28 protein-coding genes and 2 pseudogenes are annotated in these 25614 nt (G+C 63.5%); 11 read left to right on the top strand and 19 right to left on the bottom strand.

What is annotated here, in order from left to right; genetic code table 11:
• Positions 1 to 56 precede the first annotated feature (56 nt).
• The 4 genes from PY310_RS16755 (at position 57) to PY310_RS16740 (ending at position 4250) form a co-directional block, all read left to right on the top strand.
• Positions 57 to 1091 carry an AAA family ATPase gene (locus PY310_RS16755; protein ID WP_275215602.1) on the top strand — a complete coding sequence of 345 codons (1035 nt, stop codon included), beginning with the start codon at positions 57 to 59 and terminating at the stop codon, positions 1089 to 1091.
• A 53-nt stretch (positions 1092 to 1144) separates the two neighbouring features.
• Positions 1145 to 1885 carry an SDR family oxidoreductase gene (locus tag PY310_RS16750; protein WP_275215601.1) on the top strand — a complete coding sequence of 247 codons (741 nt, stop codon included), beginning with the start codon at positions 1145 to 1147 and terminating at the stop codon, positions 1883 to 1885.
• A gap of 408 nt (positions 1886 to 2293) precedes the next feature.
• Positions 2294 to 3202, top strand: a complete 909-nt coding sequence (locus PY310_RS16745) for an NAD(P)-dependent alcohol dehydrogenase (RefSeq protein WP_342755758.1) — start codon at positions 2294 to 2296, stop codon at positions 3200 to 3202.
• A gap of 127 nt (positions 3203 to 3329) precedes the next feature.
• Complete coding sequence (locus PY310_RS16740) at positions 3330 to 4250, top strand: NmrA family NAD(P)-binding protein (RefSeq protein WP_275215600.1); 921 nt, start codon at positions 3330 to 3332, stop codon at positions 4248 to 4250.
• 84 nt (positions 4251 to 4334) lie between these two features.
• On the opposite strand, the gene arr is transcribed toward PY310_RS16740, so the two are convergent.
• Positions 4335 to 4754, bottom strand: a complete 420-nt coding sequence (gene arr / locus PY310_RS16735) for an NAD(+)--rifampin ADP-ribosyltransferase (protein ID WP_419095509.1) — start codon at positions 4752 to 4754, stop codon at positions 4335 to 4337.
• A 209-nt stretch (positions 4755 to 4963) separates the two neighbouring features.
• Between arr and allB the strand changes: the two genes are divergently transcribed.
• On the top strand, positions 4964 to 6307 hold the full coding sequence (gene allB, locus PY310_RS16730; RefSeq protein WP_275215598.1) for an allantoinase AllB: 1344 nt from the start codon (positions 4964 to 4966) through the stop codon (positions 6305 to 6307).
• Between the two features lie 26 nt (positions 6308 to 6333).
• On the opposite strand, the pseudogene PY310_RS16725 reads toward allB, so the two are convergent.
• The 4 genes and pseudogenes from PY310_RS16725 to PY310_RS16710 all read right to left on the bottom strand — a co-directional run bounded on the left by PY310_RS16725 (position 6334) and on the right by PY310_RS16710 (position 9938).
• Positions 6334 to 8302, bottom strand: a pseudogene (locus PY310_RS16725) (APC family permease).
• Positions 8303 to 8455: 153 nt separating this feature from the next.
• A complete protein-coding gene (locus tag PY310_RS16720) occupies positions 8456 to 8662 on the bottom strand; it encodes a hypothetical protein (RefSeq protein WP_275215597.1) in 207 nt (68 codons plus the stop codon).
• Between the two features lie 69 nt (positions 8663 to 8731).
• A complete protein-coding gene (locus tag PY310_RS16715; protein ID WP_275215596.1) occupies positions 8732 to 9154 on the bottom strand; it encodes an arsenate reductase ArsC in 423 nt (140 codons plus the stop codon).
• A gap of 109 nt (positions 9155 to 9263) precedes the next feature.
• Entirely contained in the window at positions 9264 to 9938 is a 675-nt protein-coding gene (locus PY310_RS16710) for an arsenate reductase/protein-tyrosine-phosphatase family protein (protein ID WP_275215595.1), read from the bottom strand.
• 45 nt (positions 9939 to 9983) lie between these two features.
• On the opposite strand from PY310_RS16710, the gene PY310_RS16705 reads away from it, so the two are divergent.
• From PY310_RS16705 to PY310_RS16695, 3 genes are all read left to right on the top strand, one after another.
• Positions 9984 to 10724 (top strand): aquaporin, encoded by a 741-nt coding sequence (locus PY310_RS16705; RefSeq protein WP_275215594.1) that lies wholly within the window; start codon positions 9984 to 9986, stop codon positions 10722 to 10724.
• Between the two features lie 109 nt (positions 10725 to 10833).
• Positions 10834 to 11184 carry an ArsR/SmtB family transcription factor gene (locus tag PY310_RS16700; RefSeq protein ID WP_275215593.1) on the top strand — a complete coding sequence of 117 codons (351 nt, stop codon included), beginning with the start codon at positions 10834 to 10836 and terminating at the stop codon, positions 11182 to 11184.
• A 35-nt stretch (positions 11185 to 11219) separates the two neighbouring features.
• Positions 11220 to 11705 carry a GNAT family N-acetyltransferase gene (locus PY310_RS16695; RefSeq protein ID WP_275215592.1) on the top strand — a complete coding sequence of 162 codons (486 nt, stop codon included), beginning with the start codon at positions 11220 to 11222 and terminating at the stop codon, positions 11703 to 11705.
• A 112-nt stretch (positions 11706 to 11817) separates the two neighbouring features.
• On the opposite strand, the gene arsA is transcribed toward PY310_RS16695, so the two are convergent.
• The 6 genes and pseudogenes from arsA to PY310_RS16665 all read right to left on the bottom strand — a co-directional run bounded on the left by arsA (position 11818) and on the right by PY310_RS16665 (position 18682).
• The gene (gene arsA / locus PY310_RS16690; RefSeq protein ID WP_275215591.1) at positions 11818 to 13581 is read right to left on the bottom strand and encodes an arsenical pump-driving ATPase; all 1764 of its coding nucleotides are present in this window, start codon (positions 13579 to 13581) and stop codon (positions 11818 to 11820) included.
• 8 nt (positions 13582 to 13589) lie between these two features.
• Positions 13590 to 13982: an arsenite efflux transporter metallochaperone ArsD gene (gene arsD, locus PY310_RS16685; protein WP_275215590.1), complete on the bottom strand. Its 393-nt coding sequence runs from the start codon at positions 13980 to 13982 to the stop codon at positions 13590 to 13592.
• Positions 13983 to 14174: 192 nt separating this feature from the next.
• Positions 14175 to 15470, bottom strand: a pseudogene (locus PY310_RS16680) (MFS transporter).
• A gap of 960 nt (positions 15471 to 16430) precedes the next feature.
• Entirely contained in the window at positions 16431 to 16739 is a 309-nt protein-coding gene (locus PY310_RS16675; protein WP_275215589.1) for a hypothetical protein, read from the bottom strand.
• Positions 16740 to 17026: 287 nt separating this feature from the next.
• The gene (gene ppk2 / locus PY310_RS16670) at positions 17027 to 17962 is read right to left on the bottom strand and encodes a polyphosphate kinase 2 (RefSeq protein WP_275215588.1); all 936 of its coding nucleotides are present in this window, start codon (positions 17960 to 17962) and stop codon (positions 17027 to 17029) included.
• A gap of 216 nt (positions 17963 to 18178) precedes the next feature.
• Positions 18179 to 18682 carry a MarR family winged helix-turn-helix transcriptional regulator gene (locus PY310_RS16665; RefSeq protein WP_275215587.1) on the bottom strand — a complete coding sequence of 168 codons (504 nt, stop codon included), beginning with the start codon at positions 18680 to 18682 and terminating at the stop codon, positions 18179 to 18181.
• 96 nt (positions 18683 to 18778) lie between these two features.
• Between PY310_RS16665 and PY310_RS16660 the strand changes: the two genes are divergently transcribed.
• Both PY310_RS16660 and PY310_RS16655 read left to right on the top strand, forming a co-directional pair.
• Entirely contained in the window at positions 18779 to 19453 is a 675-nt protein-coding gene (locus PY310_RS16660) for an NADPH-dependent F420 reductase (RefSeq protein ID WP_275215586.1), read from the top strand.
• A 46-nt stretch (positions 19454 to 19499) separates the two neighbouring features.
• On the top strand, positions 19500 to 20543 hold the full coding sequence (locus PY310_RS16655; protein WP_275215585.1) for an LLM class flavin-dependent oxidoreductase: 1044 nt from the start codon (positions 19500 to 19502) through the stop codon (positions 20541 to 20543).
• Positions 20544 to 20748: 205 nt separating this feature from the next.
• Here the strand turns inward: PY310_RS16655 and PY310_RS16650 are convergent, their stop codons facing one another.
• Complete coding sequence (locus PY310_RS16650; RefSeq protein WP_275215584.1) at positions 20749 to 20871, bottom strand: hypothetical protein; 123 nt, start codon at positions 20869 to 20871, stop codon at positions 20749 to 20751.
• Positions 20872 to 21025: 154 nt separating this feature from the next.
• Between PY310_RS16650 and PY310_RS16645 the strand changes: the two genes are divergently transcribed.
• A complete protein-coding gene (locus PY310_RS16645) occupies positions 21026 to 21172 on the top strand; it encodes an NAD(P)-binding protein (RefSeq protein ID WP_275215583.1) in 147 nt (48 codons plus the stop codon).
• Here the strand turns inward: PY310_RS16645 and PY310_RS16640 are convergent.
• The 7 genes from PY310_RS16640 to PY310_RS16610 all read right to left on the bottom strand — a co-directional run.
• Positions 21169 to 21954 carry an amino acid ABC transporter ATP-binding protein gene (locus tag PY310_RS16640; RefSeq protein ID WP_275215582.1) on the bottom strand — a complete coding sequence of 262 codons (786 nt, stop codon included), beginning with the start codon at positions 21952 to 21954 and terminating at the stop codon, positions 21169 to 21171. The two genes, PY310_RS16645 and PY310_RS16640, sit on opposite strands and share 4 nt — an antisense overlap.
• Complete coding sequence (locus PY310_RS16635; RefSeq protein ID WP_414004280.1) at positions 21941 to 22606, bottom strand: amino acid ABC transporter permease; 666 nt, start codon at positions 22604 to 22606, stop codon at positions 21941 to 21943. Before PY310_RS16635 ends, PY310_RS16640 begins: the two co-directional genes overlap by 14 nt.
• 36 nt (positions 22607 to 22642) lie before the next feature.
• Complete coding sequence (locus tag PY310_RS16630; RefSeq protein ID WP_275215581.1) at positions 22643 to 23464, bottom strand: amino acid ABC transporter substrate-binding protein; 822 nt, start codon at positions 23462 to 23464, stop codon at positions 22643 to 22645.
• 793 nt (positions 23465 to 24257) lie between these two features.
• Complete coding sequence (locus PY310_RS16625; RefSeq protein WP_275215580.1) at positions 24258 to 24563, bottom strand: helix-turn-helix domain-containing protein; 306 nt, start codon at positions 24561 to 24563, stop codon at positions 24258 to 24260.
• Positions 24563 to 24916: a type II toxin-antitoxin system RelE/ParE family toxin gene (locus tag PY310_RS16620; protein WP_275215579.1), complete on the bottom strand. Its 354-nt coding sequence runs from the start codon at positions 24914 to 24916 to the stop codon at positions 24563 to 24565. The genes PY310_RS16625 and PY310_RS16620 overlap by 1 nt, the downstream gene beginning before the upstream one ends.
• Positions 24917 to 25090: 174 nt before the next feature.
• The gene (locus PY310_RS16615; RefSeq protein ID WP_275215578.1) at positions 25091 to 25291 is read right to left on the bottom strand and encodes a hypothetical protein; all 201 of its coding nucleotides are present in this window, start codon (positions 25289 to 25291) and stop codon (positions 25091 to 25093) included.
• 143 nt (positions 25292 to 25434) lie between these two features.
• On the bottom strand, positions 25435 to 25614 hold a 180-nt coding region (locus PY310_RS16610), incomplete at its 5' end, for a hypothetical protein (RefSeq protein WP_275215577.1).

The following is a 25614-nucleotide window of genomic DNA, read 5'->3' as shown; positions in this document are numbered from 1 at the left end:
GCCACCGCAAGAGGCCACGCCCATCCCTGTGGGGAATGGAGTACTACAGTTGATGCATGGCTGCCAGCCGCAATCCGCTCGATGACCTGCGCGAAACCATCGGCCATCTGGCCGATCAACTCAAGCTGCCCGGTTCGCAGCGCGTCGACGATCTGGTCGGCGATCTCATCGGCGCGAGGCCCGGGCCGGCCCGGCCGCTGTCCGAGCTGCAGGCCGAGCTCGATGCGCTGGTCGGACTGGAGTCCGTGAAGGAACAGGTGCGGGCCCTCGTCGCACTGCTCCAGGTCCAGGCCCGCCGTAAGGCGCACGGCCTGCCGGAAGTAGCCACATCACAGCATCTGGTCTTCCTCGGCAACCCGGGCACGGGCAAGACCACTGTGGCGCGGCTTTTGGCCGAGATGTACCGTGCGGTTGGACTGCTGCAGAAAGGCCACCTCGTCGAGGTCGACCGTTCGGGCTTGGTGGGGCAGTACGTCGGCGCAACCGCCATCAAGACGGACAGGGTGATCCGGCGTGCGCTGGACGGTGTCCTGTTCATCGACGAGGCCTACGCGCTGGCTCCCGAGGATGGCCGGATGGACTTCGGCCCCGAAGCCATCGAGGTCCTGCTCAAGCGGATGGAGGACCACCGCCACCGCCTGGTCGTGATCGTGGCCGGGTACCCCCGGCTGATGGAGTCCTTCCTGCTTTCAAACCCCGGACTGCGCTCACGGTTCGCCCGCGAGATCACGTTCCCCGACTACTCCGTCGACGAACTTCAGACGATCTTCCATCAGATGCTGGCCCAGCACGAGTACACACTGGAGCCCGACGCGGACCAGATGCTGCGCCGCATCTTCACCGGTCTCCACGCCGGCGAGGACTCCGGCAACGCACGGTTCGCCCGCACCCTGTTCGAACAAGCGCTCAACCGCCAGGCCCTGCGGCTGTCACTCGACAAGGAACAAAGTCTCGACGCGCTCGATCGTGAGGCCGTCATGACGCTCACCGCGGACGACATTGTCGAGGCCGCGCTGGCCCTGGGTGAGGAGCCGGAACCGGAACCGACGCCCGAACCCGAGCGGTCACGCTGGTGGCGGTGGCAGGTCTGACCGATGTCCGTTTGGGCCCGGTCCTGGCTTCGCGGATGGCATAGGATCAACGGATGACTGAGCCGCGTCCCCTTGTCTTGATTACCGGGGTCGGACGCAAGATCTCGATCGGCACCGAGATCGCCCGCCGGCTTGCTGCGGACGGGTGGGACATCGCCTTCGCGAACCACAGTCCGGACAGTGGATTCGTCGATGAGTTCTCCCTCGAGCTGCAAGAACTCGGGGCCAAGACCTTTACATCCGACACTGACCTCGCCGACCCGTCGGCTCCCGAGACATTGATGCAGGCGGTTGCAGCGCAGTTCGGGCCCGTCCGGGCACTCGTGGCCAGCCACGCCCTGTCCGTCGACAGCAGCATCCTGGACACGTCAGTCGAGAGTTTTGACCGGCATTTTGCGGTCAACACGCGTGCCAGTTGGCTCCTGATCAAGGCGTTCGCGCAGCAGTACGCCTCGGCTCCCGGCCTGGGCCGGATCGTGGCCCTGACGAGTGACCACACAACTCACAACCTTCCTTACGGAGCAAGCAAGGGCGCGCTTGATCGAATCGTGATCGCCGCCGCTGGAGAGCTCGGGCACCTGGGTATCACCGCAAACCTCGTTAATCCCGGTCCGGTAAACACCGGATGGATCAATCCGGAAGCCGGGGAGGCCCTGAGCCGGGAGACCGCCCTGGGCCGGCTCGGCACCCAAGGAGACGCGGCGAACCTCGTGTCTTTCCTGCTCTCCGAGCGCGGAGGCTGGATTAACGGCCAGCTCCTGCACTCCAACGGCGGCTTCCACCTGCCTTTCTAGACATGCGGTCCGCCCTTCAGCGCTGCCCGCTTCATTCTCAGGCCGCCACGTGACCACTCCGGCGTTTCGGCATGGACCGGTCAGCAGCTCTTGTCTGGCTTGAGGGCTGCGCCGGTCCAGGTGTTGACGGTATTCGGCGTTGATTTCGTAGCTGCGGGTCAGATTGAGCCCTTATTTGTCGCTGGTACCTCCAGTTGAGAGCTAAGTACGGGCTGCGGAATCGCAGGCCCTCTGCTTAGAGTGGGGGCACTACGTCCGCGACGACAAAGGAGAAACCGTGAAGGCCCTTCAGTACCGTGCGATAGGCGCACCCCCGGAGGTTGTTGAAGTCGACATGCCCGAGCCCGGCCCGGGCAGGTCCGGCTGAAGGTCACGGCGGCCGGTGTGTGCCACTCGGATGAGTTTGTCATGGGTCTGCCGGAGGATGTGTACCGCGCCAGCTACCCGCTGCCGATGACGTTGGGCCATGAGGGCGCCGGCGTCGTGGACAAGCTGGGTGAGGGTGCGGTCGGCCTGGAAGTGGGTGAGTCCGTGGCGGTCTACGGGCCTTGGGGCTGTGGCTACTGCTACGCCTGTTCGCAGGGTCATGAGAACTATTGCGAGAACGCCGCCCGCCTGGGCATCACCCCGCCGGGCCTCGGATCCCCCGGGTCGATGGCGGAGTACATGCTTATCGACAGCCCGCGCCACCTGGTGCCCCTTGGCGACCTTGATCCGGTGCAGAATGTCTCGCTCACCGACGCGGGGCTGACCCCGTACCATGCGATCAAAGCGTCGCTCGGAAAGCTCGTGCCGGGTTCGGTAGCCGTCGTTATCGGCGCCGGCGGCCTGGGCCACGTCGCCATCCAGATACTCAGGGCTATCACCCCGGCCACCGTCATTGCTTTGGACCTGAATGAAGAGAAGCTCAGCCTGGCCCAGGAGGTCGGAGCCCATTATGCCTTCATCTCGGACGCCGGCGCGGTCGATAAGATCCAGCAACTGACCCTCTCCCGGGGTGTCCAGGCAGTATTCGACTTCGTGGGCGCACAGCCCACCCTGGACCTGGGCAGCAAGCTGGTGCGCGTCGGCGGGGACCAGGTCATCGTAGGTGTCGGCTCGGGACAGCTGCCTGTGGGCATGCTGGACAAGCCTTTTGAATCTTCCATCCGCGCCCCTTATTGGGGTTACCGGTCAGAACTTTTCGAAGTTCTGGAACTTGCCCGCTCAGGTGCAGTCAAGGTGGAAACGGAGGTCTTTTCCCTTGGCGACGCCCCACAGGCCTACGAGAAACTGCACGCGGGCAAGCTGCGGGGACGGGCCGTCATCGTCCCCTGAAGCCTGAAACAGCTTAACCGAAAGCCGACGCCAGAGGACGCTCGAAGGTCCAATGGTTTGCCGCAGCATTATGCGGCGCCGGGATCGGGCTCGGCGCCGCACCGACAAACCGTACAGAGAAGAGCACATGATCACTACCGCCACCGTCCTCGTCGCCGGAGCCACCGGTGACCTCGGCCGCCGCATCGTTCGCGAACTTCTCCGCCACGACACCCTCGTCCGGGTCCTGACACGCCCCGGGACCGGGACCGCCCATGGCATGTACGGCGGGGACGATCGCGTGGAGGTCCACGAGGTTGCCTACACGGACCGGGCCGGCCTCGCCTCAGCACTGTCCGGCGTCGACACCGTCATTTCAGCCGTCAGCGGTGCCCGTCCGGTCATCGTCGATGCGCAGCGGGCGCTCCTCGCCGCCGCCGTCGCAGCAGGGGTGGCACGGTTCATCCCGTCGGACTATTCTGCGGACTACCGGCGGATCACCCCCGGCAGCAACCGCAACTTCGAGCTCCGTCGCGAGCTCGCCGCGGACCTCGATGCCGCCCCCATTCGCGTAACTTCAGTGTTGAACGGGGCGTTCGCCGACATGCTCACCGGTCAGGCGCCCATGATTCTGTTTAAGCGTCATCGCGTCCTGTTCTGGTCCTCACCGGACCAGATTCTCGACTTCACGACCAAGGACGACGTCGCCCGCATTGTCGCGCTTGCCGCCCTCGATGCGAACGCTCCCCGCGTCGTCGAGATAGCTGGCGATCGTGTCACCGCACGTAGTATCGCCGGAACCATGACCGAACTCACGAAGACACCGTTCTCCCTGCAATGGGCCGGTACCACCGGCACATTGGCGGCCATGAGCAGGATCGGCAGGTACCTGTCGAAGGACAAAGACCAAGCCTTCCCCGCGTGGCAGGGCATGCAGTACTTCGTCAGCATGTTCAACGGCGAGGCCGAGCTCCAACACATCAACAACGACCGCTACGGTCCACACGATTGGACCTCAGTCCGCGATGTCCTCGACGTACACCTCAAGGAGACAACTGACGGTCACTGATCCAATGCACTCAAGGGTAGTCAGTCAACGAACAGCGCCCCAACGCTCCAGGGCGGCGAAGGCGGAGCGGTGCTTGCCCTACTTTCAGTTGATAATTTCGCCTCGTTCATCCCCAAGGAGTGCTGCCAGGCGTTCTTTCCACGCCCGTAGTTCCTCGGGTGCCAACCGTGTCCAGTCGGTGACTTCGCCGATGACCCGGAGCGGGGCACTGCTGCGGTAGGACCGGGTGGGGTTGCCCGGGAATTTCTTGTCTGTGACGTTCGGGTCGTCCTCGAAGGGGCCGGTCGGCTCGACGGCGTACACCCGCGGCGCGCCGTCGCCTGCAGCGAGTTCTGCCGCGAGTCCCGCGCCGTTCGGAAGGGCCGTGAAGTAGATGTGGTTCATCACCACTTCGGGGCGGTAGTTCGACCTGAAGCCGGGACTCAGGAGGTCACCGTCCCGGAGGTCAGCTTTCGTGCCGTGATAGAACGGCCCGTCGTCGAGCGCTTGATTCACACCGTACATCCTAATCCGACGGCGTCGCCGCGGCCTCCGAGCGGCCACGAAATGTGTGTTCCCCACTGGGGCGTACGTCTACGCTTTGACTGGACTCGAAACCGATGTAAACAGGTGCATAGCAGAGGCAGGGCCCCTGCTGGAACAGCTGGGCACCCAGAGCAGTGCGAAGCTGGCGGCCACCAGGCCCGCCACAGCAAGTACCAAGGAGGACCTCCGTGTCTGAAGACCGCTTTGACCTCGTCATCCGGGGCCAGCGCATCCTGACCACCGCCGGCCTCGCCCCACGCGAAGTAGGGGTACGCGGCGGCAAGATCGTGGCCATCGAACCCTTCGGCAACGGCTTGGCCGGCGTGGAAGTGATCGAACTGGCCGACGACGAGACGCTGCTCCCGGGCCTGGTGGACACGCACGTCCATGTCAATGAGCCCGGCCGTACCGAGTGGGAGGGCTTTGCCTCCGCCACCCGGGCCGCGGCAGCCGGCGGCGTCACCACCGTCATCGACATGCCACTGAACTCCGTCCCGCCCACCACCACGGTGGAGAACCTCAAGCTCAAGCGCGAGGTGGCCGAGGACCAGGCCTTCGTCGACGTCGGGTTCTGGGGCGGGGCGATTCCCGGCAACAAGGCGGACCTCCGCCCCCTGCATGACGAGGGCGTCTTCGGCTTCAAATGCTTCCTCCTGCACTCCGGCGTAGACGAATTCCCGCACCTGGATGCGGACGAGATGGAGGAGGACATGGCCGAGCTGAAGTCCTTCGACTCCCTCATGATCGTCCACGCCGAGGACTCGCACGCCATCGACCGCGCACCCCACCCCGGCGGTGACCACTACTCCACGTTCCTGGCCTCCCGCCCGCGCGGCGCCGAGAACAAGGCCATTGCAGAGGTCATCGAACGGGCCCGCTGGACCGGTGCACGTGCGCACATCCTGCACCTCTCGTCGTCGGACGCGCTGCCCATGATTGCCAGCGCAAAACGCGACGGCGTCAAGCTCACCGTGGAGACGTGCCCGCACTACCTGACCCTGACTGCCGAGGAAATTCCCGACGGCGCCACCGCCTACAAGTGCTGCCCGCCCATCCGCGAGGCATCCAACCGGGAGCTCCTGTGGCAGGGCCTGCAGGACGGCACCATCGACTGCATCGTTTCGGATCACTCGCCCAGCACACTTGACCTCAAGGACCTGGAAAACGGTGACTTTGCCGTGGCCTGGGGCGGCGTCTCCTCCCTGCAGCTGGGCCTGTCCCTGATCTGGACCGAGGCCCGGCACCGCGGTATCCCGCTCGAACAGGTGGTGTCCTGGATGGCGGAAAAGCCGGCCGCCCTGGCCCGCCTCACCAACAAGGGACAGCTGGCGCTGGGCTACGACGCCGATTTCGCCGTCTTCGCGCCGGACGAGGCTTTCGTGGTGGACGTGTCCAAGCTCAAGCACAAGAACCCCATCACCCCATACGACGGCCAAGCCCTGTCAGGTGTGGTTCGGAAGACGTTCCTCCGCGGCGCAGTGGTGGACGGCCAGACCCCCACTGGCAGGCTCATCCGCCGCGGCGGCATCTGAGGCAAGCCATGGCCCGGCAGGGATGCTCACCCGACATGGATCCCCGGCCGACGGTCCTTCTCAGGCTCGACTTCACGGAGGATTTCGCGCACCAGCGGAGGCGTGTCACCCTGGCCGAGGAACAGGTAACGCATGAGGTGGTTGATCGGGCTGCCCTCCGACCATTCGAAGTAGCACTGGGGGTTTACTCCTGTGGAGTCCCGCATGGCCAGCAGCACCGCCGCGATCGCGTTCGGTACTGCCGGGGACTTCACCCTAAGCACGCGATAGCCCTCGACCTCGGTGCCTTCGACCCGGAGAGTGTGGCTGAACTCCGAGGGGTCGGAGATCTCGATCTCCAGGAAGATGACGTCGGCGGGGCCCGGCACGGGGTTCAGCCCGCGCTGTTCGTACTCCTTCTCGGCGTACTCCGCCTTGTCACCGGACTGCTTCTTGTTGGCGATGATGTGCAACTCGCCGTCGAAGGCAATCGAATCGGTGATGAACTGGCGGGCGGCGTCGTCGAACTCGATGGTGTCCACGCGCAGTTCGGTGGAGCGGGTGACCCGTGAGACGAGCGAGACCGCGATGATTCCGGCGATGAAGAACCCCGAGATGAGGATGCCGTCCGGTTTCTCGAGAACGTTGTCGCCCAGCGCATACAGCAGCACCAGGGTCAGGGCGCCGAAGCCGATGGTCCCGGCGCGACTGTGCCGCCGGAGAGCTGAGACGGTCACGGCGACAGCTCCGGAGACCATCATGGCCAGGATGCCGGTGGCGTAGGCGCCGGCTTGGGCGTTGACGTCGGCCTTGAAAGCGATGGTGATCCCGATGCTCAGCACCGTATAGACGATGACCACAGGGCGGACGGCACGGTGCCATGCCGTAGGCGGGCAGGTAGCGGGGCACGATGTTGATCAGTCCGGCCATGGCCGACGCCCCGGCGAACCAAAGGATCAGGGCGCTGGAAATGTCGTACACGGTCCCGAACCCGGCGCCGAACAGGTCATGGGCGAGGAAAGCCAGGGCGCGGCCGTTGGCCTGGCCGCCGGCCTGGAATTCGTTGGCCGGGATCATGACCGTGGTGAGGAAGCTGGTGGACATGAGGTAGACGCTCATGATGAGGGCGGCGGTGGTGAGCAGCTTGCGGGTGTTCCGGACCCGGGAGGCCATGACCTCCTTCGGGGTGTCCCCGGTGGCTTTGATTAGCGGCATCATGGACACGCCGGTCTCGAAACCGGACAAGCCCAGGACCAGAAGCGGGAACGCGATGACGGCCGGGCCGATCAGCTCCATGGGGCCGCCGCTCGAGCTGGCCAGCAGGCGGTCGGTCCAGCCGGAGATGAGGCTCGGTTCGGAGAAGATGTGCACAAATCCGGCGGCGACGACGGCGGCGTTCAGCAGCAGGTAGACGGCCACCAGCGGGATGGCGACGCCGACGGCCTCGTTAAATCCGAGCAGGAACACCCCGCCCAGGATCAGCAGCAGAATCACGGTGATGATCACAGCGCTGCCTTTCAGGCCTTCCGGCATCATCGGGTTCTCCAACAGGTGCACCGTGGCGTCGGCGCCGGAGAGCGTAATGGTGATGATCCACGAGGTCGCGACGAAGCCGAGCAGCAGCAGAACGAAGAACTTGCCGCGCCAGAAGGGCAGCAGCTTCTCCAGCATGGCGACGGAGCCCTGCCCGTGCGGGCTCTCCTGCGCAACCCGGCGGTACATGGGCAGCATGCCCAGCAGCGTCAGGGCCACGATCAGCAGGGTGGCTAGCGGGGACAGGGCTCCGAGGGCCAGGGCGGCGATGCCGGGCAGGTAGGACAGAGTGGAGAAGTAGTCGACGCCGGTCAGGCACATGACTTTCCACCAGGCGTTGGGTCTGTGGCCGTCCTCGGCCTCGGGACCGGCAGGTGCGACCTGGTTGGCGAGCAACCAGCGGACCAGAGGCTTGCGGTCCCCGGCGCCCCGCTGCTTCAGGGCAACGTAGGCCGGCGTGCCGGGGCCAGAAGCGGTCGTCATGGCGGTCTTTCTGTCAGAGGTTCAGACTTGACCAGGGGGATTTGAAGCACGTAATCCGCATAATTCTAGTAGCCGCTCCAGGAGTTGAGTAAGGCTCAGTCCGCACGGGTCGGCATCAGTCGCACGACAGGACGCCTCGCGCAGGAGTCCTTGTTACTCGGAAATGTCGCCTGTCTGGGCATCTGGCGAAAGCGGTAGCTCCATGAAGGCGTACAGCTCCCGCCAAGCGTTATCCAAACGCATCTCCGCCAACACAATTTCTTCCTTGCCGGCATCATCACCACGCTGCCGCAACTCGTAGAGCTCGTTGTACAGCCCATCGACCTGATCCAAGCGCTTCTTGAATTCCATGTCAGCCATCGGAAAAGACTAGCTGAACGTCAGCGAACGACGACAGAGCCCGGGCGGGCCAATCTCATCCCGGCGACCCTACGTGGCGGCCGGGGTCAGGGAGGCAATGAGCTCCTCGATGCGGGCCTTGATGTCGTCGCGGATCGGTCGGACGGAGTCCACGCCCTGGCCGGCCGGGTCTGCGAGTTCCCAGTCCTCGTAGCGCTTGCCCGGGAAGATCGGGCACGTGTCGCCGCAGCCCATGGTGATAACGACGTCGGATTCCTTCACGGCCTCCGTGGTGAGGACCTTCGGGATTTCAGCGGACATGTCGATGCCGAGCTCGGCCATGGCCTCGACGGCGGCCGGGTTGACCGTGTCCGCAGGCTGAGATCCGGCGGAACGGACCTCGATCCGGCCCTCCCCGAGGGTGGTCAGAAAAGCGGCGGCCATCTGGGAGCGGCCGGCGTTGTGGACGCAGACGAACAGGACGGAAGGCTTCTTGGCGTTTTCGGTGCTCACGGTATTTCTCCTGGAATCAGTTGGGTGTGGATCGGTTGGGGTGAGGTCATGCCCGCACCACATTTACCGACTGAACATTGATGCTTGTCAACATATGGGGCGGTGAGGTTTAGGCTGCGTGCAATCGGGGGGCGAGGTCGCTGATGCGCCGGCTGATGTTGGTGAAGGCGTCTTCGAAAGCGTCCTCCGTATTCAGCCGGAGCGGATCCGGCACGGACCAGTGGATGCCCTTGAGGCCGGACAGTTCCTCGTGGGCGTTGTCGCACACGGTTACGACGAAGTCGCCAGCAACAGCCACTTCATCAAGGCGGCGCGGGGGAACGTCTGCAAGGTGGACGCCGTGGCGGCGGGCGACCTCGAAGGCGCCCCCGGCGATGCATTCGGCCGGGTGCGTTCCTGCCGAAATCGACGGGATCCCGCTGGCCTGGTTCCAGAGGGCGACGGCCAGCTGGGACCGGGCGCTGTTGCGCGTGCAGACGAACAGGACGCGGCGGGCTCCGTGTTCACGGCCGGGAGTCAGCCCGTCCAGAGCGCCGGTCGCGAGCCGGATGTAGCTGCGGCGCTTGTCCGCCTCCGATCGGTGGCGGGTGGCCAGGCCCGCGGCTTCAAGGGTGCGCAGGTGGTGGGACAGCAGGTTCGAGGGCATGCCGAGCTCGGCCTGCAGTTCCGTCGGGGAGAGGTCGCTCAGGGTCAGCAGGTCCACGATGCGCAGCCGTGCGGGATCGGCGAGGGCCGCGTGTTTGGCGACGCGGGCGCGGAAGTCACCAACTGAGTCAGTATCCATTGATTCAATTTTGACTGAGTTAATTCTTTCCGTCAAGCTGTTGGTATGACTTCTCAACAACTGCCGCTATGGCGCCGTGCCGTCGCCGAGCTGCTCGGCACCAGTTTGCTGGTGATGATCGTTGTCGGCTCCGGGATCGCCGCCGAGCAGCTCTCCCCTAACGACATTGGCCTGCAGCTACTCCAGAACAGCACTGCCACGGTCCTGGGCCTGACGGTCCTGATCCTGGTGCTCGGTCCCGTCAGCGGCGCCCACTTCAATCCGGTGGTGTCCCTGGTGGATTGGGTCTTGGGCCGGCGCAGCGGCACCGGACTGACCCTGCCGGACCTCGGCACCTACGTAGTTGCCCAGACGGTGGGCGGGATCAGTGGAAGCGTCATTGCGAACGCCATGTTCGAGGTGGCCACTTCGATCTCGGTCAAGGACCGCACCACCAGCGGGCACCTCCTGGGCGAGGTCGTCGCCACCGCAGGACTGGTGCTGCTGATTTTCGCCCTGGCCGCCACCAAACGGGGCGCCCTCGCAGCCCCCGCCGTCGGCGCCTACATCGGCGCCGCATACTGGTTCACCTCCTCCACATCGTTCGCGAACCCCGCCGTGGCTGTCGGCCGGATCTTCAGTGACACCTTCGCCGGCATCGCACCCGCCTCAGTGCCCGGCTTCGTCATCGCGCAGCTCGTCGGCGCGGCCGTCGGCGTCGGCCTCCTCGCCATCCTGTTCCCGACCGCTTCCCGCAACGCGGATGACGTCGTTATCCCGCGAAGTTCCGAAGCGGCCAACCGGTAACGCTCGGCGGCTGCTGGCGACCCTGCCGTCCCGTCGAGATGGGTACGAAAGGGCACTCGTTGACGTAGCAGTATATTGATGACTGTCAATATCAAGGCATAATAGTCACATGACCTCTCTGCCTGTCCTCGTACCCGCCACGGATGAATCCTGCTGCGCCCCTGCGGGAATGCCCGTTCTCGGCGCCGAGGAAGCTAAGCAGAAAGCTCTGGTCTTCAAGGCCCTGGCCGACCCGAACCGGCTCCGCCTACTCTCCATGGTTAAGGCCGAGGCGTCCGGGGAGTCCTGCGTCTGCGATCTCACCGACGCACTGGATCTGGGCCAGCCCACGGTCTCCCATCACTTGAAGATTCTGGTTGACGCCGGCCTGCTGCATCGCGAGAAGCGCGGCACATGGGCCTACTACTCCCTCGTTCCCGGCGCCCTGGAGCAGACGGCCGGCCTGCTGGCGTCCCTGTGAATCAGAATCCGGCCCCTGACGTTATTGTCCGGCCCATGCGGGAATCCGACTGGCCAGAGGTCCGGCGGATCTACATGGAGGGAATCGCAACGGGCCAGGCCACGTTCGAGGTCGAGGCACCGGATTGGCGCGGTTTCGATGCCTCGCGGCTTGCTTCCCACCGCCTGGTGGCTGAGGCGCCCCGCGACGGGATTCTTGGCTGGGCTGCTGTTTCCGCTGTGTCCTCCCGCCCCGTCTACTCCGGTGTCGTGGAGCACTCCGTCTACGTTTCAGCTGCGGCCCGCGGCCGTCGGATAGGAACACTCCTGCTCCAGGCGTTGATCGCGTCGACGGAAGAGGACGGCATCTGGACCATCCAGGCGAGCGTTTTCCCGGAGAACGAGCCGAGCCTCAGGCTGCACCCTGCCTACGGCTTCAGGGTGGTCGGACGGCGGGAAAAGATTGCCCGGATGGCCCAGGGCCCTGCCGCCGGGCAATGGCGGGACACCATCCTGATCGAACGGCGCACGCAGGTCCCTTAGCTCTTGTGTTGCCAACAGGCGGCAAGGCGAAGGACTCACCGGGCGACGAAAACTCAGTGCAGGACGGCGGGTCCGACGCCGAGTACGTGTGTGGGCGGGGGCTGGATCCGTCTCAGGCGGGCTGTGAGCTGAGCGCGGTCAGCGCCGACAACCTGTTTTCGCCTGTGGGTTCTTCGGGCAGCAGCGGAATAAGCGCCGTCCGGTCCGTCAGGGTGTGGACCTTGGTGATCTGTTCCATTTCGCTCGCCGCGCGGGCCTGCAGGAACGGGGACTGCGGGTGCGCGGCGGCAATCGAGTTATTGATGACCCACGCCCACGGGTGGATTCCGGCCCTCTCCAGGTCACCCTGGAGTTCTTCGGCTTCGAGCACGGGCGTCGTTTCCGCCAGGGTGACGAGGACGACCTTGGTCTGTGCCGGATCCTGCAGCCGCATCAGGGGCGTCACGAAACCCATAGTGTCCCCGACTTGGCGTGCGATTTCCCGGTGGTACGAGCCGGTGGCGTCCAGGAGCAGCAGGGTGTGGCCGGTCGGTGCCGTGTCAATCACCACGAAGTGCCGGCGGGATTCCTGGACCACCTTGGAGAACTGCCGGAACACCGCCACCTCGTCGGTGCAGGGCGACAAAAGGTCCTCGGCCAGTGCAGCGCGCCCGTCGTCGTCCAGATTCCGGCCCTTGGTCTCCATGACATGGTGGCGGTACTCCTGGATGGCCGCTTCGGGATCAATGCGCGAAACCGTCAGGCGCGGGATGGAACCGTGGAGTGTCTCTGTCAGGTGGGCTGCGGGATCAGTTGTGGTCAGGTGGACCACATGTCCGCGTTTGGCCAGGGCGACCGCGATGGCGGCCGCAACCGTGGTCTTTCCGACCCCGCCCTTGCCCATGCACATCACGAGGCCGTGGCCGTCGAGCTCCACTTCGTTCACCAGGGCAGCCAGCGGGGCGTCCTCAATCTCGGAGGTCAGCGTGGCTTCGTCCGTGATATCAGCGACGGACGTGGCCGCGAAGAGGGATTCCAGTGCCGCAATGCCGACCATGTTGCCCGGCTTCAGATCCAATACATCGCGGGGCAGCCCGGCGACCGCGTCAGGAATAGCTGCGATGGCAGCCGCTTCCCGGGCGCGCAGCGCCTGCGCAAGATCCTCATCCCCCGCCACTTCGGGCAGGACGCCGTTGACGACGACGTACCCTCCCCCGATCCCGATCTGGTTGAGTTCGAGGTAAGTCCGCTCAATTTCGCTCAGTGACGAGGTCTGCGCTCGGGCCACCAGAACAAGCCGGGTCCGCGCCGGGTCTGTGAGGGCCTGGACGGCCTTCGCGTAGACCTGCTTGTGCTTTTCCAGTCCGGACAGGGGGCCCAGGCAGGAGGGGTCTCCCTTGCCGGCGGCCAAGAAATCGGTCCACGAACCGGGCAACTGCAGGAGCCGGATGGTGTGGCCGGTCGGGGCGGTGTCGAAGACGATGTGGTCATAGTCCCCGTAGGAGCTGTCGTCGGCGAGCAGATTTGTGAATTCATCGAAGGAAGCGATCTCCGTGGTGCAGGAGCCCGAGAGACTCTCCGCGATCCTGACCAGCTCAGATTCAGGCAGGAGGCCCCGGACCGGCGCGATGATCCGTTCCCGGTAAGCCTCGGCGGCCTGCTCCGGGTCAATTTCCAGTGCCGATAAGCCCGGCACATCCTGAAGCAGTGTGACGGTGTTCCCTATGGTCATGCCGAAGACCTGCCCGACATTGGACGCGGGGTCGGTGCTGACCAGCAGGACTTTCTTGCCGGACCTGGTGAGGGTCAGCGCTGATGCGCACGCTACGGAGGTCTTGCCGACGCCGCCCTTGCCGGTGAAGAACAGGAACCGGGGCGAGTTCTCGAGAAACTTCATGCCGGGACCTAGCAGCAGCTCGTCGAGCCGCCGCAGCAGCCTCCGGACTTTTCAGTCAGGCCAAGTTCCGGACGGGACTGCGGCTCAACCGCGGCTTGGCCCAGTCCGGCCAACGTCAGCAACTGCTCCCTGCTGGGGTAGGTGCCGGTGGCAACCGTGACTCCGTCGACGATGGTGAGCGGAAGGCCCTTGGATCCAACCACGTGCATAAAGCCGCGTACCGTTTCGTCCTCTGCGAAGGCGGTCGGTTCGCTGGCGAGGTTGTGGCGGGCGATGTCGGCTCCGAGGCCCTGGAGGTGACGCACATCCGCGGTTACCTCCACCAGGGACTGGTCCACGTCAGGACCGCAGACCCCGGTGTCACAGCAGAGGGCGGACTCGTAGATGCGGATAGCAGGCATAGTGTTCTCCTTGGCTTTCATGGCGGTTCGATTCGACAGCGAAACACGGAGTGCCACCCATTCAGGCGGTCGGCCCCGAGCAGGGACATCATCAGCGTTAAGCATATCGACATTCATCGATACATGAAAGGCGGGGAGGCGACGTAGCCGGGCGCACAATTTCGCCCGATTTGGCACCGTGCAGTGCCGGTGTCAGTGCGAGAAGTCTGCTGAGATTTCGGCGAGGGTGCGCCCCTTCGTCTCAGGGGCGAGCCATTGCGAGAGGACTGCGCCGAGTAATGCGACGGCGGCGGCTACGACCATGCTTGGGCCCAGGCCGATGTTGCTGATCGCCCATGGCAGGGCGAAGGTGCCGAGTGCGGCTCCGCTGCGGCTGAAGGCCGCGGCGAAGCCCATACCGATGCCGCGCAGGTGGCCAGGAAACACCTCGGCCGGATAGACCTGGGTCATCGTGGTGTAGCTGGCATTGAAGAAGGAGAAAGCGAGAAACAGAACGAGCACGAGGATCGCTGGTGCGTTTGCCCAGACTCCGATGATCAGCAGGATGCCTGCGCAGAGCCACTGCCCGGGCACGGTGAGGATCCGGCGGCCGAGCTTGTCAATCAGAAGTACTGTGGTGACAACACCGGCGGCCGCAAGTGCGGACAGTCCGACACCACCGGTCCAGCCGCCGAAGCCGAATTGGTTGAGCACGTCGTCGGCGAAAGTCGCGATTGCGAAGTAGGGAGTGACCGCGCAGAACCAAAAACCTGAGGTGAAGAGGGTGGTGCGCCAGTACTGCCTCGAGAACAGCATTCCGAAGGAGGCGCCCTTGACTTTGGTCCCGCTCTGCGCGGCTTGGGCCTCCTGGATCAGCCTCAGATCCATTTCTCCCGTGATGCTGTCGTGCATCTGTGGCGATTCGACATATCTGCGTGCGATCGCGAGCGCTTCCTCATGCCGTCCCTTCGTAATGAGCCAGCTCGGTGATTCGGGGAGGCCCAGGCGGGCGAGGAACAGGACGAAGGCGAGTATCGTGCTCGTGCCGATTACGAGGCGCCATGGGGTGCCGGCGTCGTGCAGGAGCGTGCCGATGATGAATGCCATCATGAAACCGACGTACCAGGCGATCAGAGTCAGCCCGAGCAATCGCCCGCGGAGCTTTGGAGGGGAGAACTATGACAGCAATGGCCCACCGATTGAGTACTCGCCGCCGATCGCGACGCCCATGAAGAACCGGATGGCGGCCAGCTGGATCACGGCTCCGTCGCCGGAGGTTACGAAGAACTGCGCCCCTGAGGCGACCAGGAACAGGCCCATGTCCACGAGGAACATGGGCTTGCGTCCGAACTTGTCAGTAGCCCAGCCGGCCAGCGGGGAGCCGACGAAGATGCCAACCAGCGGGCCAGCAGCGATCATGCCCAGAGATAGTGCGTCGAGCTGGAGCTCTGACCGCATGAGCCCGCTGACGGGGCCGATGATTCCGAGGATGTAACCGTCGAGGAACATCCCACCGATGAAGACGGCGACAAGCCGCACCATGAAGCGGCGTTTGAACTTGGAGCAGGTCTCTTTTGATATGGAGGTCTCGACGGTCGGCTTGGGGCTTTCGCTACGTTTTTCAGCGCTGACGTCACGTGTGCTTGTCATGAAGTAATCCCTTTACTGAGTGTTGCGGATGCCTCAGTTTTGCCTCGCCTGACCGGGCATGGGCTGGCAGGTTCGATGCGTCGAGACAGGTGGCGCCGTTCCCTGGGAGCGAGGTTCAAAGAGTGGCATTGGTGCATACCGCACTCTTCTAAGCTTCAGGGACTGGTCGCGACCCACCGGGGCACCGCTTTGATTTGTTCCGCATGGAGCAATGAGTTTCGCAGTAAGCAACAGAGTGAGGCACGTCATAGAAATTGTCAAGGACTCAAACCGGCGTCTGCTCCACCCTTGACTTTCACGCCTGAACGCGATTCTGGCCTCCATCCATGGCTGTCATCATGACTGTGCACGGCATCCGATGGAGCTGGCATTCCCACTGAAACCGGAACGTCCTAGGAAACCTACGATCCGGGCCGCGAAGTCATGTCGCCCGCAGCCGCCCACGCAGCCAGGACCCTAACCCGGCCACCCACACAACCGAACAGGCACGACGGCGCCTGGCGCAGACCGCGGACAGCGTCAAAAGGTACCAGCGAAGGAATGTTGTCCACACTTCGTGCACACCCTCCTTTGCGCCCAGTTCCGCGCCCCATCCAAGCTGTGTAAACGGGCCGTCAGGGTGGGTCGGTTGAGCCTGGCGCTGGAGTTCGCTCCGATATGAAAGGCCGCCCTGCGGCCTCCGGAAAGTGAGCACGGACCGCCAACGGCCCAGCTGACCCTGCCGCCTCGAGGACCGCAAGTCAGCGCCCTCGGAGGACGACCACCCATCAGTCGATGTAACCAAACTGCTAACTGAGTGCAGCTAGCGAGCCCGTAATACTAGGAATCCTTGCGGGGCCCGCCAAAGATCATCGAGGCCAGCGCCACGACCCCGGTGACGGTGAATACTGCCGGCCATGCGCCGATCTTCTTCGCCAGGGGGTGGGACGCGCCAAAGGCCGTAATATACATGCCCGTGAGACCGGCAGCCCGGCCCGCGCCAGCGTCGTTTTTCCAAACCATGAACGCGGCCAAACCGCAGGCTGCCAAAATGGCACCGCCAGCCTGCCTGTTGCCTGTATCGCGGGCGACCTTGTAGCCGAGCAGGAGACCGGTCTTGGCCAGGCCGGTCGAAATGATGCGAGACATTCGATTTTTCCTTCGGCGGAACGGATAAGCGTTAACCTAAGCATAGGTCCGGTGCTAGGAAACGAAGTCGTTCCATGCGCGCCGAAGTGGCCAGGTACCCTGCGGCGATGCCGGCGTCGGCGCATTCCGTTCCGTCACCCTTCGCGGCGACCTCGGAAGTTGTCGCTTTGGTGCTGATGGGGAAAAACCGGTCGGTTTCATTTCCGTACGATCACCACGTCCAGGGTTCAGGGCTGGCATTCGCCGAGCAGGCAGCCACTTGGAGGTGACTGCCACGACCTCGCATCTTAGTCGCCGGCGGCGTCGCGGCCGCGGCGGACGATCAGAGGGTCCGGCTCGTAGACCACCGAGGTGTCTTTGTTCTCATAGTCGAACTGGTTGAGGAAGAAGCGCATGGCATTGATCCGCCCGCGCTTCTTGTCATTGGACTTGATGGTGATCCACGGAGATTGGTCCGTGTCGGTGCGGAGGAATGTCGCTTCCTTGGCTTCTGTGTAGTCCTCCCACCGGTCCAGGGAGGCCAGGTCCATCGGGGAGAGCTTCCAACGCCGTACCGGGTCGATCTGCCGGATCGCGAAGCGGGTGCGCTGCTCGTGGCGGGTCGCCGAGAACCAGAACTTAGTGAGGTGGATCCCGGAGTTCACTAGCATTTTCTCGAAGAGCGGCGCTTGGTCCATGAACGTGTTGTACTCCTGATCGGTGCAGAAACCCATGACCCGTTCGACGTTCGCCCGGTTGTACCAGGAGCGGTCGAACATCACGATCTCCCCGGCCGTGGGCAGGTGCTGGATGTAGCGCTGAAAATACCACTGCCCTTGTTCGCGGTCCGATGGTTTGTTCAACGCCACCGCACGGGCCGAGCGGGGATTCAGGTGCTCGGTGAAGCGCTTGATTGTTCCGCCCTTGCCGGCTGCGTCGCGGCCCTCGAAAACGATCACATGCTTCAGATCAAGGTCCTGGCCCCAGTACTGGAACTTCAGCAGCTCAACTTGCAGCCGGTATTTCTCCAGTTCGTACTCTTCCCGGGACATTCGTGCGTCGTACGGGTAGTCCTCCCGCCACGTCTCCACCGCCGAACCGCCGGGATGGATCAGCTCCGGGTCTTCGCCCTGCCCGCCGCGTACCGTGTATCCCAACTCCACCAGATGGTCGATCGCCTCCCGGAGGTTCTCCCGCACCCAACCCTGATCTTCCGGTGTCCATTGCCCGTCTTCCAGCGCCATTTATCGGCCCCTTTCTGGCCTTGCGAAGCCTTTGTTTTAGATCGCCGGCTCTACATCCGTGTGTCGCCCGGCGTGACTCATCACAGTCGTAACTGATGCCATCGGGTCAGCATGCTCAACCCTCAATTGGAGGCCTGGGCTACGGGGGCGGCCTACTCCAGGTCCACGATTCCGGCGTCAAGGGCAACGACTGTGGATAGCCAGTTCACCTGTGTTTTAGAGGTTATCCATGGCCTCGCAGGGGCTTGCCCCGGGCTGTGCACGGTGGACGTTTCGGGCCAGCCGGCCAATCAGGATGCGTATGGTCTGGGCGTCCTCCTGCTCCAGGCCGGCAAGGAGGTCTGCCTCAGCCGCGGCCACGCGCTCTTCGCAGGCAGCCAGTATGTCCCGTCCGCCGTCGGTGGCAATAATCTTCCGGGCCCGGCGGTCGGCCGGGTCGGGGACACGTTCCACGACGCCGGCGGCCACCAGGGTATCGAGCAAGTAGGTCAGGACGGTCCGGTCGATGGCGAGGTGCGCCCCGAGCGCCTGCTGGTTCGGCGGGTCTTTGTGTACGACGGCGGAGAGCACCTGGAAGCCGCGGATGCCGGCGGGCATCTGATCAACGGCGTCCTCGAAACGGGTCTGGTAACCGCGCAGCACCATTCCCAGATGCCAGCCCAGATCGCCCGGAACGGCCGTGACGGTGCTCCCGGGGTGGGTCTGCGTGCGTTCGGTCATTCACTCATCCTACCGTCAACCGTGAAGTTGTACAGATGTTCTGTCGGGAATATAGTCTGTTAAACAACATAGTTTGGTATAGGAAGGACCGGCAGCATGAGCGCTCCGCAGAATCACTCGGCAGAACCCCGGACCATCGGGATCCTCGGCGCCGGAAGGGTGGGAACCGCCGTCGGGCGCCAGGCTCTCAAGGCCGGTTACGGCGTTATGGTCGCCACTTCCAAGCCAGCCGAGGATATCGCCCTCATGGTGCAGATCATGACCCCTGGCGCGGTGGCCGTCACGGCTGCTGAGGCCGCCGATGCCGACATCGTGGTGGTGGCGGTGCCGCTCCACAAATGCCGCACCCTCGACCCTGACCTCCTGGGCGGCAAGACAGTCATCGAGGCAATGAACTACTGGGCACCGGTGGACGGCGAGATTGACGACTTCGAGAACGACGACAGGACGAGCAGCGAAATCGTCCAGGACTATCTGGCGGGCTCGAACATTGTGAAGACGCTCAATCACATCGGCTACCACGATCTCGAAGTGGACGGGCAGGAACCCGGTTACGAAGGCCGGCGGGCCCTCGCCCTGGCCGGTGATCACCAAGGCGCGAAGGACCTCGTGAGCCGGTTCATCAACCGGATCGGTTACGACGCGGTGGATGCGGGGCCGCTGGAAGCCGGCCGCAGCTTCCAACCCGGCACCGAGATCTTCAACGGCAGCCACACCGCGGAACAGCTGCGGTCCATCCTGTCCGCGGACCGTGAACCCGTCCGCCTCTGACTCCGGCCCCAACAAACCCGCCCCCAGCACTGCATCTAGGAGAACCATGGAAATCGGCGCCTACAGCTTCGGCGACACCCAGCGAAACCCCGACGGAAGCCTCCGGTCCACCACCGAAGCCATCCGCAACCTCCACGAGGCCATCGTGCTCGCGGACCAGAACGGGCTGGACTACTTCGGAATCGGCGAGCACCACACCCTGGACATGCCCGCCTCCTCCCCGGGAACCGTGATTGCCGCAGCAGCGGCCGCCACAAAGCGGATCAAGCTCGGCAGCGGCGCGAGCATCATCAGCACCGATGACCCGGTCCGGGTGTTCCAGCAGTTCGCCATCGCTGACGCTGTCTCCGGCGGCGGCCGGGTGGAAATCACCGCCGGCCGCGGATCCTCCATCGAGACCTTCCCGCTGTTCGGCTACGACCTCAAGGACTACGACAGGCTCTACGCCGAAAAACTCGACCTGCTGATGACCATCAACAACAGCAAGACCGAGAACGTGACCTGGTCCGGGACCGTCCGGCCAGCCCTCCACGACCTTGCCGTGGTGCCGCGCCCGGTCAAGGGCAAGCTGCCCCTCTGGCTGGCAACCGGCGGCAGCGCACCATCCTCCGTCCGCGCCGGGGAGCTCGGCCTGCCAATTTCCTACGGCATCATCGGCGGGGCACCCTCCAGGTTCGCACCCCTGGCAGACCTCTACCGGGCCACCGCCGCGAAAGCCGGACACACCGGGGAGGACATCAAGGTCTCCGTGGCCACCCTCGGCCTGATCGCCCCCACCAAAAAGGAAGCCCTGGAACGGTTCTATCCCGGCTGGTACAACCTCAACATCGAGATGGGCAAACTCCGCGGCTGGCCCGCCCCGGACAAACGCCAGTTCCTGGCACAGGCCGAGTTCCCCGGCGCCTACTACGTCGGAGACCCCGACGAAATCGCCCAACGCATCGTTGACCTGCACGGCCACATGGGCCACATGCGCCACTTCCTCCAAATGGACATCGGAAGCCTCCCCCACGACCACTTCCTCGAATCCCTGACCCTGCTCGCCACCGAGGTCAAACCCCGCGTCGAACGCCTCCTAAAGAAGCCATAGAAATGACCGGGCGGACAGTGCCGGATCGCACCGTGGAGCCAGCCTGTAAGGATCACTGGATAGTCCCCCCGCGTCCATGGCCGTCTCCTCGCAGCCGCCGTGATAGATGCCAGGGACGCCCGGTTGGCGCGCCAAAGCTCAACCGATGGGCTGCCGGGCTGTGCGTTACGGCCTGCAAGAAAACGGCGCGGACACCGCGGCGGAGCTAGTTCTGGGCGTATTGTGTGCCCAGGCGGGTCATGGTCTCGCCGAAAGCGTCCACGGTTCCCGTGCCCGAATCAATCGTGAGGAGTTCTTTGCTGCAGCTCATCATTGGGGGCTTCACCATAGGGGGTCGATAATGAATAGCAGGCTAAGTAGGCCAAGGGTGCCCATAAAGCATGCGCGGCCATGCTCTCGTGGCTCTCGTGCTTTTGTTGCTTCTTGCGGCCGCCGACCCGCCGCCCACCCATTCTGCGCCGTGATGTCTGCACAGCCTCCCCGTGGTCGGCGCGACCCTCGCAGAGGTCCTGACTGCATCGGCGCTCTCCAGGACCGGTGTCCACGTCACCCTGCTCGAACGCTCGGATGACACCGGGCGCACAGGAGCTGCCCTCCACGTCCAGGACGGTCTCGATCGCCGTGGTTAGAACGGATTCAGAAGCCGGTCCACGAACTGGCGGGTGCGCTCTTCCCGTGGATCGCGTAGCACTGTGTCCGGGTGACCGCGTTCGACGACCACTCCATCGGCCATGAAGATCACCTCGTCAGCGACCTCGCGAGCAAAGGCGAGTTCGTGAGTGACCACCACCATGGTCCAGCCCTCGTCCGCCAACTCCTTGATGACCGTCAGGACGTCGCCGACCAGTTCTGGGTCCAACGCGGACGTCGGCTCGTCAAACAGGAGGAGCTGCGGTCGCAGGGCAAGGGCACGTACGATGCCGACACGCTGCTGCTGGCCGCCGGACAGCTCGAAGGGATAGCTGCCTTCCTTGTCCGCCAGCCCGACCCGGGCCAGCAGTTCCCTGGCCTCTTCAATGGCTTCGGCCTTGGGGCGCTTCTGGACCTGAACCGGGCCCTCGATGACGTTTTCGAGGGCAGTCTTGTGCGGAAACAGGTTGTAATGCTGGAAGACCATTGCGCTGCGGTCCCTCATGGAGGAAAGCTGCTTCTTCGGCACCGGCAACGAAAAATCCACTGTGAGGTCATTGGCGAACTCGACGATACCGCCGTCGGGAACCTCCAGGCCGTTTAGGCATCGGAGGACCGTCGTCTTACCCGAACCGGACGGCCCGATCAGCGTGACCACTTCGCCCCGGCGTACGTCCATGTCGATGGATTTGAGCACCTCATGTCGACCAAATGCCTTGCGAAGTCCACGCACAGTCAGGAGGGTGGCAGCTTCCGGGAGATTGGACTCAGTGGGCGACATAGCGGTCCAATCTCTTTTCGAGGACAGACTGTCCGCCGGCGAGGACCAGGCAGATTATCCAATAGATAACGGCTGCTTCCAGATACAGCAGCATGAATTCCTGACTGAAAGCCGCAACCTGCTGTGCCTGGCGGAACAGTTCAGTGACGAGGATCAGCGAAGCCAACGATGTGTCCTTAACCAGGCTGATGAAGGTGTTGGACAAGGGCGGGACTGACACCCGCGCGGCCTGCGGCAGGATGATCCGCACCAGCGACTGGCGGCGTGACATGCCGATAGTGTGTCCGGCCTCCCACTGTCCTTTGGGAACGGACAAAATGGCTGCGCGGATCACCTCTGCGGCGTAGCCGCCCACGTTCAGTGAGAAAGCGATGATCGCGCTCGGCCAGGGACTGATGGTGATGCCAATCGACGGCAGCCCATAGAAGATGACAAACAGCTGGACCAAGAGAGGGGTGCCGCGGATGACGGAAATGTAGATCCGCGCAATCGCGGAAAGGGCTGGATTGCGGCTTAGCCGCATCAGGGCCACCAGTAGGGCGAGCAGCAGGCCCAGGCCGAACGACGCCAGCGCCACGGGAATCGTGCCAGTAATCGCGCCAGTCAGAATGGGTCCCAAGGAACCCCAGACGAGCTCCCAGTTGATCGTCATGGTCTGGCGCAGCGTTCTTCGACGGCTACCATCCCGCTACTTGGTGACGTCGGCGTCGAAGTACTTCTGCGAAATCTTTGTCAGGGTGCCATCGGTCTGCAGGTCGGTCAACGCCTTATTGACAGCGTCCGTCAGTGTGGTTGAGCCCTTGCGGAACGCGAAGGCACTCAGCGACTTGTCCGTGGTCTCGGCAGCAATCTTGATGCTGTCATCGTGCGAGGTCTTCTGCTGGTCCAAATACGTGAGCTTGTCGTTGATGGTCGCATCGACGCGCCCCTGCTTGAGCAGCGTGATCGCCTGCGCCCAGCCTTCAACGGCCTGCACGTTGGCGCCACTCTGCTGGGCAAGCTTGTACCAGTTGCTCGTCAGCGACTGGGCCGTGGTTTTGCCCTTGAGGCTATCGAAGGAATTGATGCTGTTGTTGTCGGACTTGGTGACGATTACGCCCGTGCTCACCGTATATGGGGTGGAGAAATCGTACTTGGCCTTGCGTTCGTCCGTGATCGAAACCTGGTTGGCGACGACGTCGAACCTCTTGGCTTCGAGCCCGGCAAAGATGGCGTCAAACTGTGTCTCCTGGAACGACGGCTTGACGCCAAGTTTGCCTGCGACGGCCGTGATGATCTCCACGTCATACCCCGTCAGGTCCCCGCTGCCATTGGCGTGGAACGAGAAGGGTTTGTAAGTGCCCTCCGTGCCGACCTTAAGCACACCTGCACTCTTCACGTCGCTCAAAGACGTGTCAGTTCCGCCTGCCGGCGCGGAACTGGAAGGACCCGTGGACGCCGACCCGCATCCGGACAGCGCTAGTCCCGCAGCTGCGATGAGGCCGATTACGGAAAGTCGCATGTGCTTCATGAAGGTCCTTCTTCGAGGGCGGCAAGGGGGTTGGCAGCCACCTGGCCACGCGGCGGCAATATCCTTTGACGATAGCAAGGCCGACGACTGGATACACCCCGCACATGACCCAGTGTGACGCCCTGGTTTGAGACAACCTTGACGACTGCCGCGTTTCAATGATTCCGAATGTTCGGGGGCCGCCGATCGGTGTTTCCCGCTGATGCGCCGCCGGCAACGGCATCCCGGTCATGCGGACCATTCGCCTCGTGCACGACAACCAACCGTCCCACCTGCCACCCAATCATCATCCAGGAGGCCTAGCGGCCAACGTTTACGGACGTTTTCTAACGGCATCGGATGTTTTCGCCCGGAGGCAAATGCCGAAATCCGCTCTTGTGGAATGCTTCAGGGCGTGGCGTTAGGTTTCCCAGTCTCCGAGCATCATCTGGACTGATTGGACCCTTGACGATTGAGGACAGCACCAGGACCCTGACGACGGCGCCAGGGAACAGACTGCGGCCAACGTCAGAGGGACCAGAGGGACCCGCGAAGGGTCAATGTCCACACATTAAAGCAAAAACCCCTCTGACGGAGGGGGTTATGCGTGCCCGAGTTGGGACTCGAACCGGACTCCGGCCCTTGCAAACACTGGGAACTCCCGTAACCATGCTGAATTTGGCCCGATCCGGCCAATATACGACCCAGTCCGACCCCCAGGGTGTGCACATTGTGCACACCCCTTTTTTCCCACCTTTTAGACCTCGCTGTCCGGGCAGACGGCTGCCGTCGCGGATCGCTCCAAGTCGCTTCGTCAGGCGATCTGGATTCGTTCGTCGCCGAGTTCAACCTCGACACGAAGCCGGCCGCCGAGCGCCTCGACGTATTTCCGCAAAGTATCGACCTGGGCACGATCAATGTCACCGTGCTCGATGCGGGAAACCCTGTTCTGGCTGACATGAAGGCGCCCAGCCAGCTCGACCTGCGTAAGTTCAGCGGCCTCGCGGAGCTCCCGAAGCCGGTAGGCCCGGACCTCATCGACCATGCGCTTCTTGTGGGCATTCACAGCTGCCCGGTCCACCGGACGCTTTGCCAGTACTTCCTCCACGGACTTCGCCACTATGCCCCTCCTTTCAGATTCCTCAGATGATCATCGAACAGGTCATCAGCAACCGGAATGTTCGTCTTGTACCACTTGCTCCAGTTGCCCGCCTTTTCCCCCGCGACAAGCAGGATCGCCCGCCGCTCCGAATCAAAGGCAAACAGGATTCGCAGTTCCGACCGCCCGCTCGACCCCGGCCGCAGCTCCTCCATATTCTTATGCCGTGAACGAACCACCGTGTCGACCAATGGACGACCAAGTTGAGGTCCGCGCTCGGCGAGAAGCTCTAAAGCAGCAATAATCTGCTCATACGAGTCTTCGTCAAGACCTAACAACCATGGCTCAACTAATCCCACGTCAACATTCCACATCGAGTCCATAATACAACTCAGGTGTTCTACAACTCAAGTGCTATATTGCGGCCGCCACTTGTTGGACGTCCAGTAGGGACGAGCCGTCACACCCATGACGGTTGTGGCCAGGCAGTGCGTCGCAGAGAAGAAGATCTGGCAAGGCGACGATGTCGTCGTATTCGAAGCGAGAACTCAGGCATCCTCCACGCGCTTCAGCAGCCCGGCGTCGTGGCGCATTACGAAGTCCAGGCCCGCGCTGATTTCCTGCCTGTGCCGGTGACCTTGGACGTCCGAACCGGCAACTTGGCCAAGAAGCGCCGACCTGGAGGTGTGCGCTTTGGCAGTAGGCTCATCCGGACGGCAGTCACCGTCGACTGAAACACGCAGGTTCATGTCCACGTTCGATGATACTAAGCGGTATCGGGTAGTTCACTGGCGTGAGACGTGTCCGGCTGCCCGACGGTGACCTCTCGAGAATTCGGTTCCGAGGAGTTGTGGCAACGCAGACACCGCCGCCTACGGTCCTGGGGACGATGTTATCTGCTTTTGAGCTTGCGCGGATCAGGGAACCCGAGCGAGACGTAGCCCAGAGCCCGCTTGTTCAGGGACGCGGCCAGTACGGGTGTTGATTCGTCATAGTAGTCGTGAACTGTCGCCACAGTTTTCCCTGGGTACGGCCGGATTACCCGGCCGACGTACTGGACCAATCTGCCTTT

The organism is Pseudarthrobacter naphthalenicus (genome assembly GCF_029076445.1).
Classification (GTDB): Bacteria; Actinomycetota; Actinomycetes; order Actinomycetales; family Micrococcaceae; genus Arthrobacter; species Arthrobacter naphthalenicus.
This window is presented reverse-complemented; position numbering and strand designations above follow the sequence as displayed.

Excerpts from the sequence above, each read along its gene's own strand:
- PY310_RS16755 (WP_275215602.1), top strand. The coding sequence starts at position 57 with ATGGCTGCCAGCCGCAATCCGCTCGATGACCTGCGCGAAACCATCGGC.
- PY310_RS16750 (WP_275215601.1), top strand. The coding sequence starts at position 1,145 with ATGACTGAGCCGCGTCCCCTTGTCTTGATTACCGGGGTCGGACGCAAG.
- PY310_RS16745 (WP_342755758.1), top strand. The coding sequence starts at position 2,294 with ATGGGTCTGCCGGAGGATGTGTACCGCGCCAGCTACCCGCTGCCGATG.
- PY310_RS16740 (WP_275215600.1), top strand. The coding sequence starts at position 3,330 with ATGATCACTACCGCCACCGTCCTCGTCGCCGGAGCCACCGGTGACCTC.
- arr (WP_419095509.1), bottom strand. The coding sequence starts at position 4,754 with ATGTACGGTGTGAATCAAGCGCTCGACGACGGGCCGTTCTATCACGGC.
- PY310_RS16720 (WP_275215597.1), bottom strand. The coding sequence starts at position 8,662 with ATGGCTGACATGGAATTCAAGAAGCGCTTGGATCAGGTCGATGGGCTG.
- PY310_RS16710 (WP_275215595.1), bottom strand. The coding sequence starts at position 9,938 with ATGGATACTGACTCAGTTGGTGACTTCCGCGCCCGCGTCGCCAAACAC.
- PY310_RS16705 (WP_275215594.1), top strand. The coding sequence starts at position 9,984 with ATGACTTCTCAACAACTGCCGCTATGGCGCCGTGCCGTCGCCGAGCTG.
- PY310_RS16700 (WP_275215593.1), top strand. The coding sequence starts at position 10,834 with ATGACCTCTCTGCCTGTCCTCGTACCCGCCACGGATGAATCCTGCTGC.
- PY310_RS16695 (WP_275215592.1), top strand. The coding sequence starts at position 11,220 with ATGCGGGAATCCGACTGGCCAGAGGTCCGGCGGATCTACATGGAGGGA.
- arsA (WP_275215591.1), bottom strand. The coding sequence starts at position 13,581 with ATGAAGTTTCTCGAGAACTCGCCCCGGTTCCTGTTCTTCACCGGCAAG.
- arsD (WP_275215590.1), bottom strand. The coding sequence starts at position 13,982 with ATGCCTGCTATCCGCATCTACGAGTCCGCCCTCTGCTGTGACACCGGG.
- PY310_RS16675 (WP_275215589.1), bottom strand. The coding sequence starts at position 16,739 with ATGTCTCGCATCATTTCGACCGGCCTGGCCAAGACCGGTCTCCTGCTC.
- ppk2 (WP_275215588.1), bottom strand. The coding sequence starts at position 17,962 with ATGGCGCTGGAAGACGGGCAATGGACACCGGAAGATCAGGGTTGGGTG.
- PY310_RS16665 (WP_275215587.1), bottom strand. The coding sequence starts at position 18,682 with ATGACCGAACGCACGCAGACCCACCCCGGGAGCACCGTCACGGCCGTT.
- PY310_RS16660 (WP_275215586.1), top strand. The coding sequence starts at position 18,779 with ATGAGCGCTCCGCAGAATCACTCGGCAGAACCCCGGACCATCGGGATC.
- PY310_RS16655 (WP_275215585.1), top strand. The coding sequence starts at position 19,500 with ATGGAAATCGGCGCCTACAGCTTCGGCGACACCCAGCGAAACCCCGAC.
- PY310_RS16650 (WP_275215584.1), bottom strand. The coding sequence starts at position 20,871 with ATGGTGAAGCCCCCAATGATGAGCTGCAGCAAAGAACTCCTCACGATT.
- PY310_RS16640 (WP_275215582.1), bottom strand. The coding sequence starts at position 21,954 with ATGTCGCCCACTGAGTCCAATCTCCCGGAAGCTGCCACCCTCCTGACT.
- PY310_RS16635 (WP_414004280.1), bottom strand. The coding sequence starts at position 22,606 with ATGACGATCAACTGGGAGCTCGTCTGGGGTTCCTTGGGACCCATTCTG.
- PY310_RS16630 (WP_275215581.1), bottom strand. The coding sequence starts at position 23,464 with ATGAAGCACATGCGACTTTCCGTAATCGGCCTCATCGCAGCTGCGGGA.
- PY310_RS16620 (WP_275215579.1), bottom strand. The coding sequence starts at position 24,916 with ATGTGGAATGTTGACGTGGGATTAGTTGAGCCATGGTTGTTAGGTCTT.
- PY310_RS16615 (WP_275215578.1), bottom strand. The coding sequence starts at position 25,291 with ATGAACCTGCGTGTTTCAGTCGACGGTGACTGCCGTCCGGATGAGCCT.